This window comes from Chloroflexota bacterium (genome assembly GCA_013152435.1).
GTDB lineage: Bacteria > Chloroflexota > Anaerolineae > DUEN01 > DUEN01 > DUEN01.
Map to the genome: position 1 here is coordinate 33,746 of JAADGJ010000075.1, position 18,177 is coordinate 51,922.

Here is an 18,177-nt window from a genome sequence, read left to right on the forward strand (position 1 = left end):
CGGAGCCCCTCCGGGCCTCCCCACAGCAGAAGCGACAGCATTTTTCAGAAATACTCTCAGAGGACCACGCGCTCCAGGGCCAGCGGCTGTTGCTCCGAGTCGAGGAAGATGAAGGTGGCCGGGCCGCTCATCAGCCACTGGCGCGGCACACGGATCAGGTGATACGGTCCGCCCTGCTCAAGATCCACGGTGACCTTGACCAACATCCCGTCCCGATACATCTCGAGGATGGAGACCTGGTCCCCGGGCTTCGCCGTGGCGACCACGATGATCTCCTGCTTCCAGTTGATGTCCGGGGCCGGGTCGATCAGGACGCCTCTCCTGACGGTGGGTATCCGCGTGGGCGGCAGCCGCTTGGGGAGGGGCTTCCTCTGGGTTGGGAGCAGCCGCACCGGGACGGGCTGTACCCGGCGCAGGAAGGCCAGCCACTCCTGGGGCGAGGTGATCACCAGGAACTCCTGATCGCGCGGCCGTAGCCCCTTCTCCCCGCTGTCGATGTTCGCGAAGGGGACCGGCCCGGCGATGGTCAGCGGGGCCGTCCGCCAGACGCTCTCATCCTCGGTGTGCGCCACCACCTGCACGTGAATCTCCCGGAGCCATCTCCGCTCCACGGGGAAGACGAGTGTAGCCGTGAAGTATCCCGTGGCGTCCGTCACGGCCGTGGCCAGATCCTCCCTCTCGTCCAGGGGGGCGCCCGTCTCGATCAGCCCGATGTGCACGCGTGTCTCGCCCGGCCAGTGAGTGCCGACCACCTGGACTGTGTCCCCCGGCCCCGCCTTGGGCGTGAGCAGGGCGAGCGAGGGCTGCCCCGGCTCCGACGTGGGCGTCGGCGTGGGGCTGGGCGTCGTGGTCGGCGTGGTGGTGATCGTCACCGACGGGGTGATGGTGGGCGAAGCCGTCGCGGTCACGGTGAGCGTTACGGTCGGCGTGACCGTGCGAGGCGCGGTGGGACTCGGCGTCGGTGTCGCCGTCGCGGTGGGTGTCGCCGTGGGAGTGGCCGTGGGAGTGGCAGTCGGTGTCGGCGTCGCCGTGGGAGTGGGCGTAGGCGTCTTGGTCGGCGTCGCCGTGGGCGTTGGTGTCGGTGACGGCGTCATCGTGGGCGTGGCGGTCGGAGACGCGGTGGGCGTCGCGGTCGGTGTGGGCGTCGGGATGGGCGTCGGGACCGCCGTCGCCGTAGAGATAGGCGTCGCCGTCTCGGTTGCCGTGGGCGTTGCCGTCGCCGTGGGAGTCGCGGTGGGTGTCGGCGTGGGCGTCTTGGTCGGCCTCGGCGTCGGTGTATCCGTGGGCGTGGGTGGCACTCGCCGGGTCGGCGTCGCCGTGGGCGTCGGCGTTGCCGTCGGCGTCGGCGTGAACGTGGGCGTTGGCGTGGGGCGTAGCCGCTTCCACCAGAAGGTGATCAGCGCGGTCCCCACGCGATCGTGGTACTCGACGACCAGCCGGTGGGGGCCGGACAACGGCACATCGATGGTGTGGAGCTGTCCGCTGTCGCCATCCCAGTTCTCCAGCAGCAGGTCGCCGTCGATGTAGAAGCGGAAGCCGTCATCGGCCTGGATATAGAAGCGGTAGGTGCCGGGCTGGAACGTCACCCATCGGCTCCAGCGCGCCGAGAAGTAGTCGGCGGGCAACCCGACGGCGGGCGCGTGAGCACCCCAGTAGAAATCGATCTTCGGGTCGTTGCGCACCAGGGCCGGGCGGCCGCTGAACTCCGGATTCGTCCAGTACTCGCCCTTCCAGTCTGAGAAGGTGGGCGAGGAGATCTTCTCCCACCACAGCCGGATGCGTGCGTAGCCGGTGTTCTCGTAGTATTCCACCACGACGCGGTGCTTGCCCTTGGCCAGCGAGTATTCGCCGGTCACCTCGCGAACGCCGCCATCCCGCCATTCATCGATGATCAATTGATCGTCCACCCACAGGCGGGCGCCGTCATCCACGAGGATGTGGAAGCGGTAGGTCCCCGCGTCGAATTCGACGGTGCGCACCCAGCGAGCGGAGAAGTGGTCATTGGGCACCGTCTCGCCCGGTCCTCCCGTCCCCCAGTCGAAGTCGATGGCCACGTCGTTGCGCACCAGGGCCGGCTGGCCGCTGAGCCGGCGATTGGCCCAATATTCCCCTTGCCACTCCGGGTAGGCGGTCAGCCGCTCCCACCACACCTGGATGCGCGCGTCTCCCCTGTTCTCGTAGTACTCGACGCGCAGCGCGTGGTCACCTGCTGAGAGCTTGCGATCCGCCGTGATCTCCCGGCGGCTGCCGTCGCGCCAGTCATCGATCACCAGGGCGTCGTCGATGTAAAGCCGCACGCCGTCGTCCACGATCACGTGGAACCGATAGAGCCCCTCCTCGAAGCTGAGCGTGCGCGTCCATCGGACGGAGAACCGATCCGCGGGGAAGCCGGAGGCCGGCGAGCCCGTTCCCCAGTCGAAACGGATCTCCGCGTCGTTGCGGATCAACTGCGGATTGCCGATCAGGTTGATGTTCGAGAAGTACTCCCCGCGCCATTGCGGGAAATCCCCGATGCGCTCCCACCAGAACTGGATCTTGGCGACCCCTCGCTCCTCGAAGTATTCCACGCGAAGCCCGTGTACGGCCGCGGTCAGGGAGCGCTCGGCGGTGTAGGTGGCGCCCGAGGCCAGGTGCCACTGATCGATGATCAGCTCGCCGTCCAGCCAGACGCGCACCCCGTCGTCGCTGCGGACGTAGAAGCGATAGGTCCCCTGGGGGAAGTAGATGGCTCGCGTCCAACGCACGGAGAAGTAGTTGGCCGGCAGTCCCGCGGCGGGTGCGGCGTAGCCCCAGTTGAAGTCGATGGCCGCGTCGCTGCGCACCATCGTGGGCGCGCCCACCAGGTCCCGGTTGCTGTAATACTCGCCTCGCCAGGCCGCGATGACAGGCGTGGGGGTAGCGGTCGGCTTGGGCGTAGGCGTCCGGGTTGGCGTCGGCGCGAGATGGGTGGGCGTCGAGCTGGGCGTCGGCGTGGAGGTGGCGGTTGGCGTGTCCGTAGGCGTCGGCGTTTGCGCCGGCGCGGCGACTCGGAACTCCGCCGATGCCTCCTGGCCTGTCGCGGGCGACCATGCCACCACGCGCACGCGCGGCAAGCCGGCCCAGCGCTCGTCGGCGGGGAAGACGAACGAGGCGGTGAAGCTGCCCGCGTCGCTGACGATCGCCGCCGCGTAGGCCGTCTGAGGCCCGCGGCCCTCGGGATCGGCCAGGCGTATGAAAATGGTGTCGGCCGGCCGCCATCCCTCACCGGAGACGGTGATGCGCGTCCCCGGCCCGCCCTCCGCGGGCGAGAGATGGATCGCCGGGCCGGGCGTGGGCGTGGGGGTGACGGCGGGCGTGGGCGTGATCCCGCCGGCCTGTAGAACGAGCTCCGTCAGCGATGAGCAACCGGCGGTCGTCATCACCAGGACGAGCAGGAACAGCAGGCGTAGCCAGCGAGATGGCCGCTGGAATGCGGTCCGACGTCGTTCCGTGAGCGTGTTCGTGCGCCACATCGTTCCTCCTCCCCAATCGACGATTGCACATCCGAGACGTCGCTCCGGCCCCGGGGGTTCCCGTTGGGGGAGGGGTTTGCATGAAAAAGGGAGGGGGACGCCCCCTCCCTTGCATGCCGGATCGTGTTGGACTCAGTCCGCCAGGCCCTTGTCATCGACCGTGACGGCCACGGGCGCCCCGGGGATCGGCTTGTGGATCTCGGGAGCCTTGATGTACTTGGCGACCAGGTCCTTGGTGTTGACGACGTTCAGCTTGTTGTAGAAGAATTCGAACTTCTCCTCCAGGGTCTTGCCGAACGCCTCCCGCACCGGCTCCGGGAGCCCCCACCATTCCGCCTTGAAGGGGCCGAAGGCGCGCTTGCGGGTGCGATAGAAGAACTGCGTGTCCGTGTCGCTGGGCTTGCGCTCGTCAGCATGGTGGGCGGCCAGGTAGTGATAGATCTTCTCCACCAGCCAGGCGGGCATGGCCTCGTGATCGTACAGGAGGTTCTGGAACCCGGTAGCCAGGTGGATCTCGGCCGTCTCGGTCTCCGGGAATCGGTGGAACATCTCCTCGGGCAACGTGGAGGCTCCGTGCTGGACCGCTCCCGCCAGCCCGTACTCCTCGCGTGCCACGCGGGACAGCCGCTCCAGCGTGTCAAAGTCCAGCGCGACCTTGGCGATGGAGCCATCGGGCAGGACGACGCCGCCGTGGCTGGTGCCGGTCTGCACGCTGATCTTGCTCAGCCCGGCGAGATCGCCGCCCAGAGTGCGGTTGTAGCCGTCCATGTACGCGCGCAGCTCCTCCTCGGTGGAGTTATGCCCGCCCACCTCGCCGATCTCGCCGCCGACGGAGACGGTGACGCCCTTGGGCTCGTGTTTGCGGATGAACTGGGTCATCTCAGCGGATACCTCGTAGTTGAGCCGCTGCTGCGCGTCGATGTCCTCATAGCTCAGATCGACCAGGGTGGAGGTGTCGATGTCGATGTTGTAGAACCCACCGCTCAGCGCCTCCAGGATCAGGTCCTTGACGGCCTGGGTCTCCTTCTCCGGGTCGGTCTTGTAGACCTTGGCCTTCACCTGGAAATGGTCACCCTGGATGAAGAGCGGCCCCTGGTAGCCCTCCTTGATAGCGGCCGCGATGAGGACGGAGGTGTATTCGGCCGGGCGCTGGTTGGTGTAGCCGATCTCGGAGCGGGCGATCTCGAAGATCATAGCCGCGGTGTCGGTCTTGATCGCGGCTCGCAGGGCGGCTCGCATCATATCGTAGGTGAGGCCACGGATGTTCATGGCGGGCACGGTGAAGCCGCCGCATTCGCCGCGGCCGCGGGCCATGTACAGCTCGTGGATGGAAGCGGGCTGGGCGCCCAGCTCCTGCCCCAGCTCCCAGATCAGCCAGCGGGCGAACTCGCGTACCTCCTCCGTGCCGAAGACCGCGTCGCGCACCAGGGTATCGATGGCCTGCTCCCGCAGCGCGTTCTCGTCTTTGACGGACAGTTTGCCGTCATCACCTACACTGACGATCCCCTCTAAAGCCGTCTTTAACTCATATACGGACTCGTGGATCATCTTCTTCTCCTTTCCTCCCGTTCTTACCATAATTTGGCCGGGCGTGAACCCGGCCAAGAGCATGATCTGCGCCTAATCTAAAATCGTTCGCAAATCGCATTATAACGATGTCCTGCTCCGGTGTCAACGCGCTTGGTCATGGGGCGTGTATCTTTTTCGATGGAAATGCGGCGGAGGGCTTTGAGCGCGTGTCTGAAAATTTACCGGCCAGGTGTCTGAGGATCTCCCTCAACGACCAGCTCCACAGAGGGAGGCGTGGAAGGGGCCTCCCCTCCACGGGAACCTCGCTTTTCCGGCCTGCACCTGCCTTTCTCGGCCCTGATCGCACCTCGGGCGGCGGTTGTTTGACATCCTATACGTGGCCGAGTATGCTAAGGCCCTGGTCGTAAAGGGGCAGCGCTCGATGGCATGTGAGCGTGCCGGATGGGCAAGGAGGGGACATTGGCCTTTTCACCCACAGTCTCTCAATGGGAATTGACCGAGGCGGTTCGCCAGGCGGTGGGGGACGTCTTCGCGATCGAGGATGTCACAGTGGTGGATGGCCGGCGAGAGCTGGTGCGGCTGCGCGGCCATCTCCTGATCGACTCTCAGCAGGCTTACACGCTGGTCTCAGAGCGTTTTCGCGCTTTGGGCCTGACCGCTCTCTTCCGGCGGGAGCGGGGCGCGGACCTCATCATCGCGGTGCCGGGGACGATCCCCACGCGGATCGCCAACAGCCCATGGGTGCCAGCCATTCTATTGGTGTTGACCTTGGCCTCCGTGCTCTACATCGGCGCGTTGATGGACCCGACGCCCGATGGCCGCATTCGCCTATGGAACGGCCTCCCCTTCGCCGTCAGCCTGATCGCCATCCTGGGGACCCATGAGCTGGGCCATTACTTCGCCGCCCGGCGTGTGGGTACCCCGGTAACGCTGCCCTACTTCATCCCCATGCCCATACCCCCGTTTGGCACCATGGGCGCCTTCATCCAGATGAAAGCGCCCTCCCGAGATCGTCGTGCCCTCCTGTCCGTGGCCATCGCCGGGCCGCTGGCCGGGATGGTGGTGGCCATCCCGGTGCTCATCCTGGGGCTTCTGTTATCCGAGGTGGAGCCGCTTCCCCCCGGCGGTTATCTCATGGAGGGCAATTCGATCCTTTACGCGGCCATGAAGATCCTGGTGTTCGGCCGGTTTCTGCCCAGCGGCGGGTACGACGTGATCCTGCACCCGGTCGCCTTCGCCGGGTGGGCGGGCCTGTTGGTCACCGGGCTCAACCTGATCCCCGCCGGCCAGCTCGATGGGGGCCACATCGTTTACGCGTTGCTGGGCGAACGCGCCCGCTATCTCACCATCGGGATCATCGTGGTGCTTTTGGGGCTGTCCTGGATATGGCGCGGCTGGCTGATATGGGCCTTTTTGATCTTCCTCTTCAGCCGGGTGCAGGCCACCCCGCTGGATGACATCACGCCGTTGACGTCCGGACAGCGCCTGATCGCCATCGGCATGATGGTCCTTTTCCTCCTCGTTTACGTGCCCGTGCCGATCACCGTACACCCGTAGGAGCGTGTCTGAAAAATGCGATGGGAACCACTTTCCGGCCTATATCTGCCTTTCTCGGCCCTTTCCGCAGGGATCTGGGCCGAGGTCGGGCAGGTCGAAGGCGGAAGAAGGACTTTTTCCGGAGGAGCGAAGCCCCTCCGGGCCTCCCCATAGCGGAAGCAATGGCATTTCTCAGACACACTCTTAGTGGCTTCGTGGTGTGTTTTTCCTAAGGGGGTGCGATGATCGTAACGGTAACCCCCAATCCTGCCCTCGATCGGGTCCTGTTCGTCGAGGGCTTCGCCTGGGGAAGGCGGGTCCCGGTGACCCAAGCGGTCTGGAGCCCGGGCGGCAAAGGCACCGACGGCGCCTGTATTGTGGCCGAGTTGGGACGCCCCTGTCTGGCGTTGGGGTTCGCTGCGGGGCCTTCTGGTCGGCAGCTGGCAGATATCCTGCGCGCGGCCGGGGCCACACCTGATTTCACCCCCGCGGGCGGCGCCACGCGGGTGAACTACGTCCTGATCGATGTCGCCCGTAGGCGCCAGGCCACGTTGACCACCGACGCGCTGGAGGTCTCACCCGCTCAACTGGCCGCGCTGGAGGCGCGGGTTGCACAGGCTTTGGATGGGTGTACCTGCCTGTGGCTGGGCGGGGCGATGCCTCCGGGGGTGCCGGACGATCTCCATGCTCGCCTTATTCGGGAGGCCTGGGCGCGCGGGATTCCGACCATCCTGGATGCGCGTGGGGCCGCGCTGCGCCTGGGAGCTGCCGCCCATCCGACCGTGCTGAAGCCGAACGAGCATGAGCTGGCTGAGCTGGTGCCTGCGGTGCCCATGGAGCCGGCGCGGTTGGGGCAGGTGTTGGCTGGATTGTTGGAGGGGGGTACGGAGCTGGTGCTGGCGACCCTGGGCGAGCGCGGCGCGGTGGCTGTCACCAGGGACGATCGCTGGTTCCTGCCCCCGCTGGATGTGCCGGTGGTAAACGCGGCCGGTGCCGGCGACGGTATGGCGGCGGCGTTGGCCATCGGCCTGGGCGAGGGATGGCCGTGGGAGGAGAGTTTGCGGCTGGCCGTAGCCACGGCGGCCGCGGTGGTCATGACGCCGGGCACGGCCGAGTGTCATAAGGACGACGTGGATCGCCTTTTGCCCCAAGTCCGCTTGGAGCCTCTGTGACTTCAGGTCCGGTGCGTTGTTGTCCTCCTGTATGTAGCGCTTCACGCTATCGCTGGATGGAATCTGGCAGGCCAAAGAAGGCCTGCGCGTTGTCGTGCAGGATCATTCGGGCGATGACGACGGCGTCCGCCTCGCCCAGATAGCCCTGGTCGATCATCTCGGTCAGCGCCCAGGCGACCCCCCAGCGGGCGATGCGGGCGTGCCCATACACGCCGTCCGCCATGCGCACGTCGCCTCCAAACCCGAAGATCTTGTTCACGGGCACCGTCCCGATGAAGGTTTGCAGGGCGTGTCGCGTGGCGTAGGGATCGATGATCCAGGCCCAGCAGAGGTCCACATATACGTTGGGGTAGTTCTTGGCCAATGCGGCGACCTCGCCCTGGTAGGGATAGCCGATGTGGAAGAGGTCGAAACGGGCATCAGGGTATTGCGTGAAGAGGTTCGTCAGGTCTGTCGGGCGGGTCCGGCTGGCCTCCAGGTTGTTGTTGCCGGCCAGATAGCCGGTGTGGATCTGCACGGGCAGGTCGTATTCGACCGCCCGGCGCAGGCAGTGGTGGAATGTGGCGTCCTGCATGGCCTTCAGCTCGGCGGGCTCCAGCGGCTCGCCGTGCACGTATCGCTTCTCGAAGGCGGCGGCCGCCCGTTCGGGGGGAACGTCCTCGAAGCGCAGGCTACGCCAGTAGGGGCAGTTGTTCTTGATGGCGACCGCCTCCCCTCCATAGCGCTCGAAGTACCAGTCGATGGTCGCCCGGAAGGCCTCCCAGGAGTCGGCGCGAATGCCCGTGCGCGCCGCGAGCTCGTCCAACGGCAGGGGATCCTCCAGGAATCGGTTTACGGCCAGCACCTGGCGGCATAAGGCCGGATCGGCGCCGTCCCGGTAGACGGCGCTGTTTTCCTCCACATCGTGCAGGATGTACCACTCCACCCCCGCTCGGTCCCGGATCAGCCAGCGGTGCACGCCCGGCTGATTATGAGCCCGCATGGCGGCGGTCACATCCCGATAGGTGCGGGCGTTGAGATCCTGGATCCCGTACACCTCTCGTATGGTCAGCGAGATCGCCCGGCCGTAGCCGGTGTGGCGGGCTCGTTCCCAGAATGATGCCACGCGTCGCCACTTCTCATCCTGGTCCATCCGGTCGGTGGGCATCGCCTCGGCGTCTGCGGGAGGCATGCCGGCTGAGATCAGGTCGGCGATAAGATACGCCTGGAAGAGGTAGGCGAAGTCCAGTCGATCGCCCAGCGCCAGGCGGTCGTGCTCCTCCTGCAGGTGCTCATGGGTGTCGATCAGGGGCGTCCGTTCGACGGCCTCGCGCAATCGTGGGTAGCGATTGGGCAGATCAAACATGGGGTGCCTCCTTGGCGGGTTCGTGTCCCCATTATACACCATGGGGCATGGCATGTTGTGTCTCCGTGTGCCTGCCTGGCCTCCCCTCAGCGCATGGCGTTGCCCCTCGTACCCCACCCACATTAAAGAGGCTATACCTCTCAAAGCTCCAGGGCTTTTCAAAGCTCAAACACCTGCCCCTGAAGTCCTACTGTAGGGGCGCCCCTTGTGGGCGCCTGAGGCAACTACAAGGGCTGTCTCTACAAGATTCGTTAGAACGCTGAAAAGCCCTGTCAAAGCTCCTCGCCGTATTTCCACACGAAAAAGATGCACGACCGGATCGCCGATCGTCTTGACGCTCCCTCGCGCTCGCGTGTAGAATGGGCCCACAACCCCCAAGCCCGACAAGGAGGTCGTTTGATGTCCTCGCTATCTCGTGATCGCGTTGCCCTCTACTTGCAAGATGCCCATCCTATTCGCGATGGAATTGAGTATGTGCGTTATGCGGAGTCCAAGGGGTTCGAGGCGGTGTGGCAGGCGGAATCCCGTCTGGTGCGGGATGCCATCGTGCCCATGGCTGCCTTCGCCGCCTGTACGGAGCGCATCAAGGTCGGCTCTGGTGTCATCAACAACTGGACCCGCAACGCGGCTCTGATCGCGGCGACCTTCGTCACCCTGGATGACCTGGCTCCTGATCGGATCCTGTGTGGCCTGGGAGCCTGGTGGGAGCCGCTGGCTTCCAAGGTCGGCGTGGACCGACGTAAGCCGCTGCAGGCCATGCGGGAGACGGTGGAGGCGGTGCGTCGGTTGATCGCGATGGAGCGGGTGACCTACCACGGCGAGTTCGTCCACCTGACGGATGTGGAGATCGATATCGTCCACGGCCGACGGGAGCCGAGGAACATCCCCATCTACATCGGCGCCACCGGCCCGAAGATGCTGGAGCTGGCGGGGGAGATCGCCGATGGCGTGCTCCTGAACTATCTGGTATCGCCCGCGTACAACGCGCAGGCGATGGAGCGGTTGGAAGCTGGAGCGCGCCGGGCGGGCCGCAGGCTAGAGGACATCGATCGGCCGCAGCTGGTGGTGTGCTCGTTGGATACCGATCGGCAGAAGGCGTTGGACAACGCCCGCAAGCTGGTGACGCAATATCTGGGCCAGCAGCCGCACATCATGAAGGCGTCCGGCGTCTCCCAAGAGCTGTTGGACGAGATCGGTCAGGTGCTCTCCTGGCCGGCGACGGAGGAACAGATCGAGCGGGCCATGGAGCTGGTGCCAGATGAGGTGGTACAGCTCATCACTGCCAGCGGCACGCCCGAGGAGTGTCGGGCCAAGGTGCGGGAATACGTCGCCGCGGGCTGCACCTGCCCGGTGCTGTATCCGTTGGGCGATGATGTGTACGCCATGATCGATGCATTCGCGAACGGATATCGCTGAGAAGACCCTCGATGCATGATTTACCGCGTCAAAGGCTTCGCGACCTCATCACCACGTACGGTCCTTCCGTGATCGAAGACCCCGATCACTGCGAGCGTCTCCTGCGCGCCATCTGCGGCGAGTATCGGCGTGAGTTCTTCGTGCTGGCTGGTGCGCTTCGAGAGGGCGTGCCGGCAGCGTTGTTGGCCGCGGCGCCTGACGTGTCGCGGGCGTCATTCCTGGCGCGGCTGGCGCGGGAGCTCCAGGATGGGCTGGCGGTCACGGAGGAGGCCGCCCATTGGGCCGTGGAGGCGTGGGCTGTGGCGTTGGGCGTGGTCGAGCTGTCGGACCATGTGTCCACGGTCACGGTCGCTCTCGATGGCACAGGAGACTACAGGAGCATCGGGGCCGCGTTGCGTGCGGCCTCCTCGGGGACGCGAGTCGTGATCCGCCCGGGTCGCTATGAGGAGGGGCTCGTCATCGATCAGGAGGTGGAGATCATTGGCGATGGCCCGCCGGCTGAGATCATCGTCGAGAGCATCAATGCCCCCTGTGTCCAGGTGGAGGCGGAGTGGGCAGTGGTGCGCGGCCTCTCCCTCCGCAGTTACGTGGAGTGGCGCGGCAGCAAGTATTACGCCGTGGAGGTTGCCCAAGGGCGCTTTGAGATGGAGGATTGCGATATCACGTCCGATGCATTGGCGTGCGTGGCCGTTCACGAGCCCTCCGCCGATCCCGTGTTCCGGCGGTGTCGCGTGCACGATGGTCAGGGCTTCGGCGTCTCCGTCTATGACGGCGCGCGGGCGACCCTGGAGGAATGTGTGATCTCCGGGAATCGATATGCCGGCGTGGAGGTTCGCGGTGATGCTCGCGTTCTTCTGCGCCGGTGCCGGATCCGGGATAACGCGAGGGAGGGGATATGGGCCTATGACGGGGGATCCGTCACATTGGAGGATTGCGAAGTAGACGGGAATTTGAAGGCCGGGATCAGCGCCGAACGGGGATCAGAGCCCGTCATTCGCGGCGGGTGCATTCGGGATCCGGTGGTCGCCTATGAGCCCACCCGGGTGAACTCCTGGCGGGTGATCCTGGCCTGGGCTATGATCGGCGCGCTGGTGGTGGGGATCATCGTCAGGGCCGTCTCCGGCTTGGTCGTCGGCGCCCTGGTGGGCATGTTGCTGGGAGCCATCCTGGCGGGGATCATGTCCGGCGTACTGGGCGGCCAGCGGTAGGGCGGCGGCATGTATGCGCGTATTGGGGGACCTTCCATAAGTCGTCCCCGCCTCTCGGATAGGACATCTCTATAAACCATCAAGCAAGGAGCTGTATCCATGCCCGACGTTCGCTTTGACACCTACTATCGCTATGAGGAGCTAACGCGCATCTTGCAGGGCTACGCGGAGGAGCATCCTCAGCTTGTGCGCGTGGAGAGCATCGGTAAGAGTTATGAGGGGCGTGACATCTGGGTGGCCACCGTCACCAGCTTCGCCACGGGGGAGGATAAGGAGAAACCCGCGCTGTGGGTGGATGGCAACATTCATGCCAGCGAGTTATCGCCCTCCAGCGCGTGTCTGTATCTGATCCACAGGCTGGTTACCGGGTATGGGCGCGATGAGGAGATCACTCGCTGTTTGGACACGCGGGCTTTTTACATCTGCCCGCGCGTGAACCCGGATGGGGCGGAGTTGGCGTTGGCGGATAAGCCCAAGATCATCCGGTCCAGCACGCGGCCGTATCCCTACGATGAGGAGCCGCTTGAGGGGTTGGTGGAGGAGGATATCGACGGGGATGGCCGCATGTTGATGATGCGAATCCCCGATCCGAACGGTCCCTGGAAGGTGTATCCGGAGGAGCCGCGCCTGCTGGTGCGCCGGGATCCCACAGAGACGGATGGGCAGTACTATCGTATCCTGCCGGAGGGACGGCTGAAAGACTATGACGGGGTGACGATCACGTTGCAGCCGAAGAAGGAGGGGCTGGACCTCAACCGCAATTTCCCGATGAACTGGCGCCAGGAGCACGAGCAGCAGGGGGCTGGCCCGTATCCCACGTCGGAGCCGGAGGTCCGGGCGATCGTGCACTTCATCGTCAGCCACCCGAACATCACCGGCGGCGTGGCCTTTCACACGCACAGCGGCGTGCTCCTGCGGCCGTACAGCGATCAGAGCGATGAGACGTTCCCGGCCGAGGATCTGTGGACGTATCAGAAGATCGGCCAAAAGGGGACGGAGATCACCGGCTACCCCAACATCTCCGTGTATCACGACTTTCGATATCACCCGAAGGAGGTGATCACGGGCGTCTTTGACGACTGGATGTACGATCACCTGGGGGTGTTCGCCTGGACGGTGGAGATCTGGAGTCCACAGCGACAGGCGGGGATCAAGGATTACAAGTTCATCGAGTGGTATCGAGAGCATCCCGTCGAGGATGATCTGAAGCTGCTTCGGTGGAGCGACGAGGTGTTGGATGGCGAGGGATATGTGGACTGGTACGAGTTCGACCACCCGCAACTGGGTAAGGTCGAGTTGGGGGGCTGGAACGCGCTTTATGCCTTCCGCAATCCACCGCCGAAGTTCCTAGAGAAGGAGATCTCCTCCTTTCCGGACTGGTTGATCTGGCATCTGTTGATCTCGCCGCGCCTGGAATTGTATGAGGCGAGCGCCAAGCCATTGGGCGATGGGACGTATCGGATCCGCCTGGTGGTGCAGAACACGGGATGGTTGCCCACGTATGTGACCAAGAAGGCGCTGGAGAAGAAGGTGGTGCGCGGCGTGATCTGCGAGATCGAGCTGCCAGAGGGCGCCAAGTTGGAGGCCGGCAAGCCACGCGTGGACATCGGCCAGTTGGAGGGCCGGGCTTACAAGCCCTCCGCCCCGGTCAGCCGGGTGGCCGATCCCACCGAGGACCGGGCCAAGGCGGAGTGGGTCGTGCGGGCGCCCAAGGGTGGCACGGTGCGGCTCGTCGCCCGTCATGATCGGGCGGGGGTGGTACGGGCGGAGGTCGTATTGGAGGCGGGTGAGGCCGGAAGAGGTGGGTGAAGGGGCGCGGGGGCGATCAACCGGTCGCCCTCGTGAAGGACGCCTCCCTGAGCCTTCCTGGGCCTGACGTTGGGATCGAGGGAAAAGCGATGACTCTATGGCAGAGATACTACACGCCGGTTGAGCTGTCTCAGGCTTTGCGCGTGCTGGCCGATTATGGGCCGGAGGCTCGCGTGGTGGCTGGGGGCACGGACTTGATCATCGAGCTGGAGCGCGGCGTGCGAGAGGTGTCCGTGCTGGTGGATGTCAGCCGCCTGATGGGGCTGGACCGTATCGTGGAGGATGAAGGCCTGGTGCGGATCGGCCCGCGCGTCACGCATCATCAGGCGGTGACTTCGCCGCTCGTCGCCGCGCGGGCCTTTCCCCTGGCTCGCGCTTGCTGGGAGGTGGGTGCTCCTCAGATTCGCAATCGCGGCACCATAGCGGGCAATCTGGTCACCGCCTCGCCGGCCAATGACACGATTACGCCGCTGTGGGCGCTGGATGCTCGCGTGGTGTTGGCGTCGGCGCGTGGGCAGCGCGAGCTCTCCTTCCCCGAGTTCTTTCAGGGCGTCCGGCGCACCGCGCTGGCCCCGGACGAGATGGTGACCGGGATCGTCTTCCCCGCGCTGCGGCCGAATGTGCGCGGCACGTTCATCAAGCTGGGTCTACGCCGGGCCCAGGCGATCAGCATCGTCAACGCGGCCGTGGTGCTGGAGTTCGGCGACGACGTGGTGGACGGGGCGCCGCGGGTGCGCTCTGCTCGTGTGACGTTGGGGGCCGTGGCTCCGACGATCATCCGTTCGCCGCAGGCGGAGGGGGTGCTGGCGGGCGCGCCGTTGAGCGACACAGTCATCGAAGAGGCGGCGCGGGCCGCGGCGGCCGACGCCCGTCCCATCGACGATATTCGCGGCTCCGCGGCCTACCGCCGGGAGATGGTGCGCGTGCTGGTGCGCCGCGCGCTGCGTCAGTTGCGGGATGGGGAGGAGCGGCGCGGGTGGCCGCAATCGCCGGTTACGCTGGGGGGAAGCCGGGCGATCCCTTCATGGCGTGGGCGTATCCTGGAGCATGATGTGGCGAATGATCAGCCCATCGAGACGACGGTGAACGGACAGCGGGTGCGCGTGCGCGGGGCCAATGGCAAGACGCTGCTGCGTATGCTGCGTGAAGATCTGGGCCTTATCGGCACCAAAGAGGGGTGTGCCGAGGGGGAGTGTGGCGCCTGTACGGTGCTCCTGGACGGCATGGCCGTGATGAGCTGCCTGGTGCCGGCCCCTCGCGCTCATGGCGCTGAGATCGTGACGGTGGAGGGGCTGGCTCAGTACGGAGGGGCATGGGAGGATCTGCATCCCGCCCAGCGGGCTTTCATCGAGGCCGGCGCGGTGCAGTGCGGCTACTGCACGCCGGGGCTGTTGATGGCAGCCGCCCGGCTGTTGCAGGAGCGCCCGTCCCCCACCCCTGAGGAGATCCGATACGCGCTGACCGGCAACCTATGCCGGTGCACCGGCTACTACAAGATCATCGAGGCCGTCGAGCGGGCGGCAACGAAGTTAGACCACTAAGGCACGAAGACACGGAGGGATTTAGAGGTGAGTCAGTATGCACCTCTCTCCGAGGAGGAAGAACGCATCGCTAAAGCGATCGTAGACGCAGCGTATGCCGTTCATAAGGAGCTTGGCCCTGGACTGCTGGAAAACATCTATGAGGTCTGTTTTTGCCACGAGTTGAGCAAGCGTGGGTTATCATATCGCCGGCAAGTTGTAGTACCCATTGTGTACGACGGCATAAGATTTGACGAGGGACTGCGGTTAGATGTGTTAGTGGACGACCTTGTCATTTGTGAGCTAAAAGCGGTGGAGGCTCTCCACTCAGTACACATGGCACAATTACTGACGCAATTGAAGCTGACGGGGAAGCGACTTGGGTTCTTGATCAACTTCAACGTCTCACTGATCAAGCACGGTATCAAGCGAGTCATTCTGTAGCTCTCCGCTTCAGCCTGAGCCGATGGTAGGACTTTATCTCTAAGCCTTTCGTGTCTTTGTGTCTTCGTGGTAGAGTTGAGCCCATGGAGGGACCATGATCGGCAAATCGTTACCGAGGGTGGATGCCCGGGATAAGGTGACGGGGCGGGCGCTGTATCCGGGCGATCTGACCCGGCCGGATATGCTTCATATGAAGGTGCTGTTCGCGGGACGTCCGCACGCCCGCATCCGGTCCATTGACACGAGCCAGGCCGAGCGGGCGCCGGGCGTGGTCGCCGTCTTCACGGCGGCCGATGTGCCCGTCAACGAGTACGGACTGAACATCCCCGATCAGCCGGTATTGTGCGGCCCCGGTAGCACGAAGCCCGGCGCCGACGTCGTGCGCTTCGTCGGCGATCAGGTGGCGCTGGTGGTCGCGGAGACCGAGGAGCAGGCCGCGGCCGCGCGGGACCTGATCCGGGTCGAATATGAGGATTTGCCCGTCGTGGCGGACATGGATGCCGCCCTGGCCCCCGATGCGCCCATCCTGCATCCCGATCGGGAGAGCAACGTCCTCTGTCATTACCGGATCCGCAAGGGAGATGTGGAGGCCGGGTTCGCTCAGGCGGACGTCATCCTCGAGGGCGAGTATGAGACGCCGATGCAGGAGCATGCGTATCTGCAGCCGGAGGCGGGGCTGGCGTATATCGATGAGACCGGCCGGGTGACGGTGGAGGTGGCCGGGCAGTGGACTCATGAGGATCGGGAGCAGATCGCCCACGCGCTGGGGCTGCCCGAAGATCAGGTGCGGGTGATCTACCCGGCTATCGGCGGCGCGTTTGGCGGACGAGAGGACATCTCGGTCCAGATTATCCTGGCGCTGGCCGCCTGGCGACTACACCAGCGCGGCATTCATCGTCCTGTGAAGATCGTCTGGAGCCGCGAGGAATCCATCATCGGCCATCATAAGCGCCACCGGATGCGCATCCGGCATCGCTGGGGGGCGACCCGAGATGGCCGCATCACGGCCATGGAGGTCGAGTGCATCGGGGATGCGGGCGCGTACGCCTATACCTCGACCAAGGTCATGGGCAACGTGCATCTCATGAGCACCGGGCCATACGAGGTGCCCAACGCGAGCGTGGACACGTATGCGGTCTACACCAACAACATCCCCGCGGGCGCCTTTCGCGGATTCGGCGCTCCCCAGGCGCTGTTCGCCGCGGAGACGCATATGAATAAACTTGCGGAGAAGTTGGGGATCGATCCCATCACGATCCGCTTGCGCAACTGCCTGAGGGAGGGCTCCATAGCCGCGGTGCAGACGCCCATGCCAAAGGGCGTGAGCCTCCCCGCGGTGATCGAGCGATGCGCGCGGGAGGCGGGATGGCGTCAGGAGGGAGATCGCTGGATCCCGCCCGAGCCGCCCAAGCCGGAGGCGCCTGTTGTGCTCAACTCCCTGGAGGCGGCCGCGCCGCCGGGGGTGAAGCGCCGGGGAGTGGGCTTCGCATGCGGGTATAAGAACGTAGGGTTCTCCTTCGGCGCTCCCGAATCGTGCACGGCGATCATCGAGCTGCGCGGCGGCGCGGAGATCGAAGAGGTGGTGTTGCGCCACGCGGCCGCGGAGGTGGGGCAGGGCGTGCACACGGCGCTGGTTCAGATGGCGGCCGAGGCCGTAGGCGTGCCACCGGAGCGGGTGCGGCTGATCGTCAGCGACACGGCCGAGACGGAGAACTCGGGGAGCGTCTCGGCCTCTCGGATGACCTTCATGGCGGGGAACGCCATTCGTGGCGCGGTGGAGATCGCCCTGCAGCGTTGGCGTGAGGAGGAGCGTCCGGCTATCGGCCATTATGTATATCGCCCGCCGCGCACCACGCCGTATGATCCTGAGACCGGCCGCGCGTTGCCCAACTTCGCCTACGGGTATGTGGCGCAGTGCGTCTTCGTGGAGGTGGACGAGGAGACGGGGGAGGTGCGTCCGTTGAACGTGGTCTCCGTGAACGACGTGGGACGGGCCGTGAATCCGCAGCAGGTGGAGGGACAGATCGAGGGTGGAGTCGTACAGGCGGTGGGGTGGACATTGCTGGAGGACTTCATCGTGCAGGATGGACAGGTGCTGACGCCGCATTTGAGCACCTACCTGATCCCGACCGTAGCGGATGTACCGCCCCGGGTGCGCTCGGTGATCGCGGAGCATCCCGACCCGCTCGGCCCGTGGGGCGTGCGCGGCGTGGGAGAGATGCCGTTCCTGACCGTGGCGCCCGCGATCATCGCCGCCGTCCACGACGCGACCGGCGTCTGGTTCGATCGTTTCCCGCTGACCCCGGAGCGTGTGTTACGTGGTTTGGGACGGCTGGATAATGGAAGGTAAAAGGAAATGGCCATCGTGGGCTCGTGTGGCTGGTTGTGAGCGGGGAGGGGCCGTTCGAGATCGGGGTGCCGGATGGTACGTGAGACAATAGTACGGTGGTACCAATTAGGGCTTGACATGGGGGAGAAATTGTAGTAATATGAGATGCGAAGCGGCTAGTCATGGTGAGCACACCTCCGGGGTGGGCGGAGGTGCTGTTTGTTATTTGCCTTTGTGGGAAGGAGGAGGTGACCGCAATGAACACGGCCGCGATGACCATCCAGGAGTTCAATGCGCTGTTGAAGGCACAGCCGACCAAGGAGGACAGCCCGCTGCTGAAGGTTCTACGCCAGATCGCCATCATCAAGAAGCCGGAG

11 protein-coding genes are annotated in these 18,177 nt (G+C 65.1%); 8 read left to right on the forward strand and 3 right to left on the reverse strand.

From position 1 onward, the window contains the following. Positions 1 to 56 precede the first annotated feature (56 nt). Both GXP39_10670 and GXP39_10675 read right to left on the reverse strand, forming a co-directional pair. The gene (locus GXP39_10670) at positions 57 to 3,491 is read right to left on the reverse strand and encodes a hypothetical protein (protein NOZ28499.1); all 3,435 of its coding nucleotides are present in this window, start codon (positions 3,489 to 3,491) and stop codon (positions 57 to 59) included. 132 nt (positions 3,492 to 3,623) lie between these two features. Beyond that, positions 3,624 to 5,039: an aldolase gene (locus GXP39_10675; GenBank protein ID NOZ28500.1), complete on the reverse strand. Its 1,416-nt coding sequence runs from the start codon at positions 5,037 to 5,039 to the stop codon at positions 3,624 to 3,626. A gap of 474 nt (positions 5,040 to 5,513) precedes the next feature. Between GXP39_10675 and GXP39_10680 the strand changes: the two genes are divergently transcribed. Continuing rightward, a complete protein-coding gene (locus GXP39_10680) occupies positions 5,514 to 6,578 on the forward strand; it encodes a site-2 protease family protein (protein ID NOZ28501.1) in 1,065 nt (354 codons plus the stop codon). Positions 6,579 to 6,799: 221 nt separating this feature from the next. Next, positions 6,800 to 7,729: a hexose kinase gene (locus tag GXP39_10685; GenBank protein NOZ28502.1), complete on the forward strand. Its 930-nt coding sequence runs from the start codon at positions 6,800 to 6,802 to the stop codon at positions 7,727 to 7,729. Between the two features lie 46 nt (positions 7,730 to 7,775). Here the strand turns inward: GXP39_10685 and GXP39_10690 are convergent, their stop codons facing one another. Continuing rightward, a complete protein-coding gene (locus tag GXP39_10690) occupies positions 7,776 to 9,074 on the reverse strand; it encodes an amidohydrolase family protein (GenBank protein NOZ28503.1) in 1,299 nt (432 codons plus the stop codon). Between the two features lie 399 nt (positions 9,075 to 9,473). Here GXP39_10690 and GXP39_10695 point away from each other — a divergent pair, with 399 nt between their 5' ends. From GXP39_10695 to GXP39_10720, 6 genes are all read left to right on the forward strand, one after another. Further along, complete coding sequence (locus GXP39_10695; GenBank protein ID NOZ28504.1) at positions 9,474 to 10,490, forward strand: LLM class flavin-dependent oxidoreductase; 1,017 nt, start codon at positions 9,474 to 9,476, stop codon at positions 10,488 to 10,490. Between the two features lie 11 nt (positions 10,491 to 10,501). Continuing rightward, complete coding sequence (locus GXP39_10700; GenBank protein NOZ28505.1) at positions 10,502 to 11,698, forward strand: hypothetical protein; 1,197 nt, start codon at positions 10,502 to 10,504, stop codon at positions 11,696 to 11,698. Positions 11,699 to 11,797: 99 nt separating this feature from the next. After that, a complete protein-coding gene (locus GXP39_10705) occupies positions 11,798 to 13,507 on the forward strand; it encodes a carboxypeptidase (protein NOZ28506.1) in 1,710 nt (569 codons plus the stop codon). 89 nt (positions 13,508 to 13,596) lie between these two features. Then, positions 13,597 to 15,048 carry a 2Fe-2S iron-sulfur cluster binding domain-containing protein gene (locus GXP39_10710; GenBank protein NOZ28507.1) on the forward strand — a complete coding sequence of 484 codons (1,452 nt, stop codon included), beginning with the start codon at positions 13,597 to 13,599 and terminating at the stop codon, positions 15,046 to 15,048. A gap of 27 nt (positions 15,049 to 15,075) precedes the next feature. After that, a complete protein-coding gene (locus tag GXP39_10715) occupies positions 15,076 to 15,471 on the forward strand; it encodes a GxxExxY protein (protein NOZ28508.1) in 396 nt (131 codons plus the stop codon). Positions 15,472 to 15,565: 94 nt separating this feature from the next. After that, a complete protein-coding gene (locus tag GXP39_10720) occupies positions 15,566 to 17,821 on the forward strand; it encodes a molybdopterin-dependent oxidoreductase (protein NOZ28509.1) in 2,256 nt (751 codons plus the stop codon). Positions 17,822 to 18,177 lie beyond the last annotated feature (356 nt).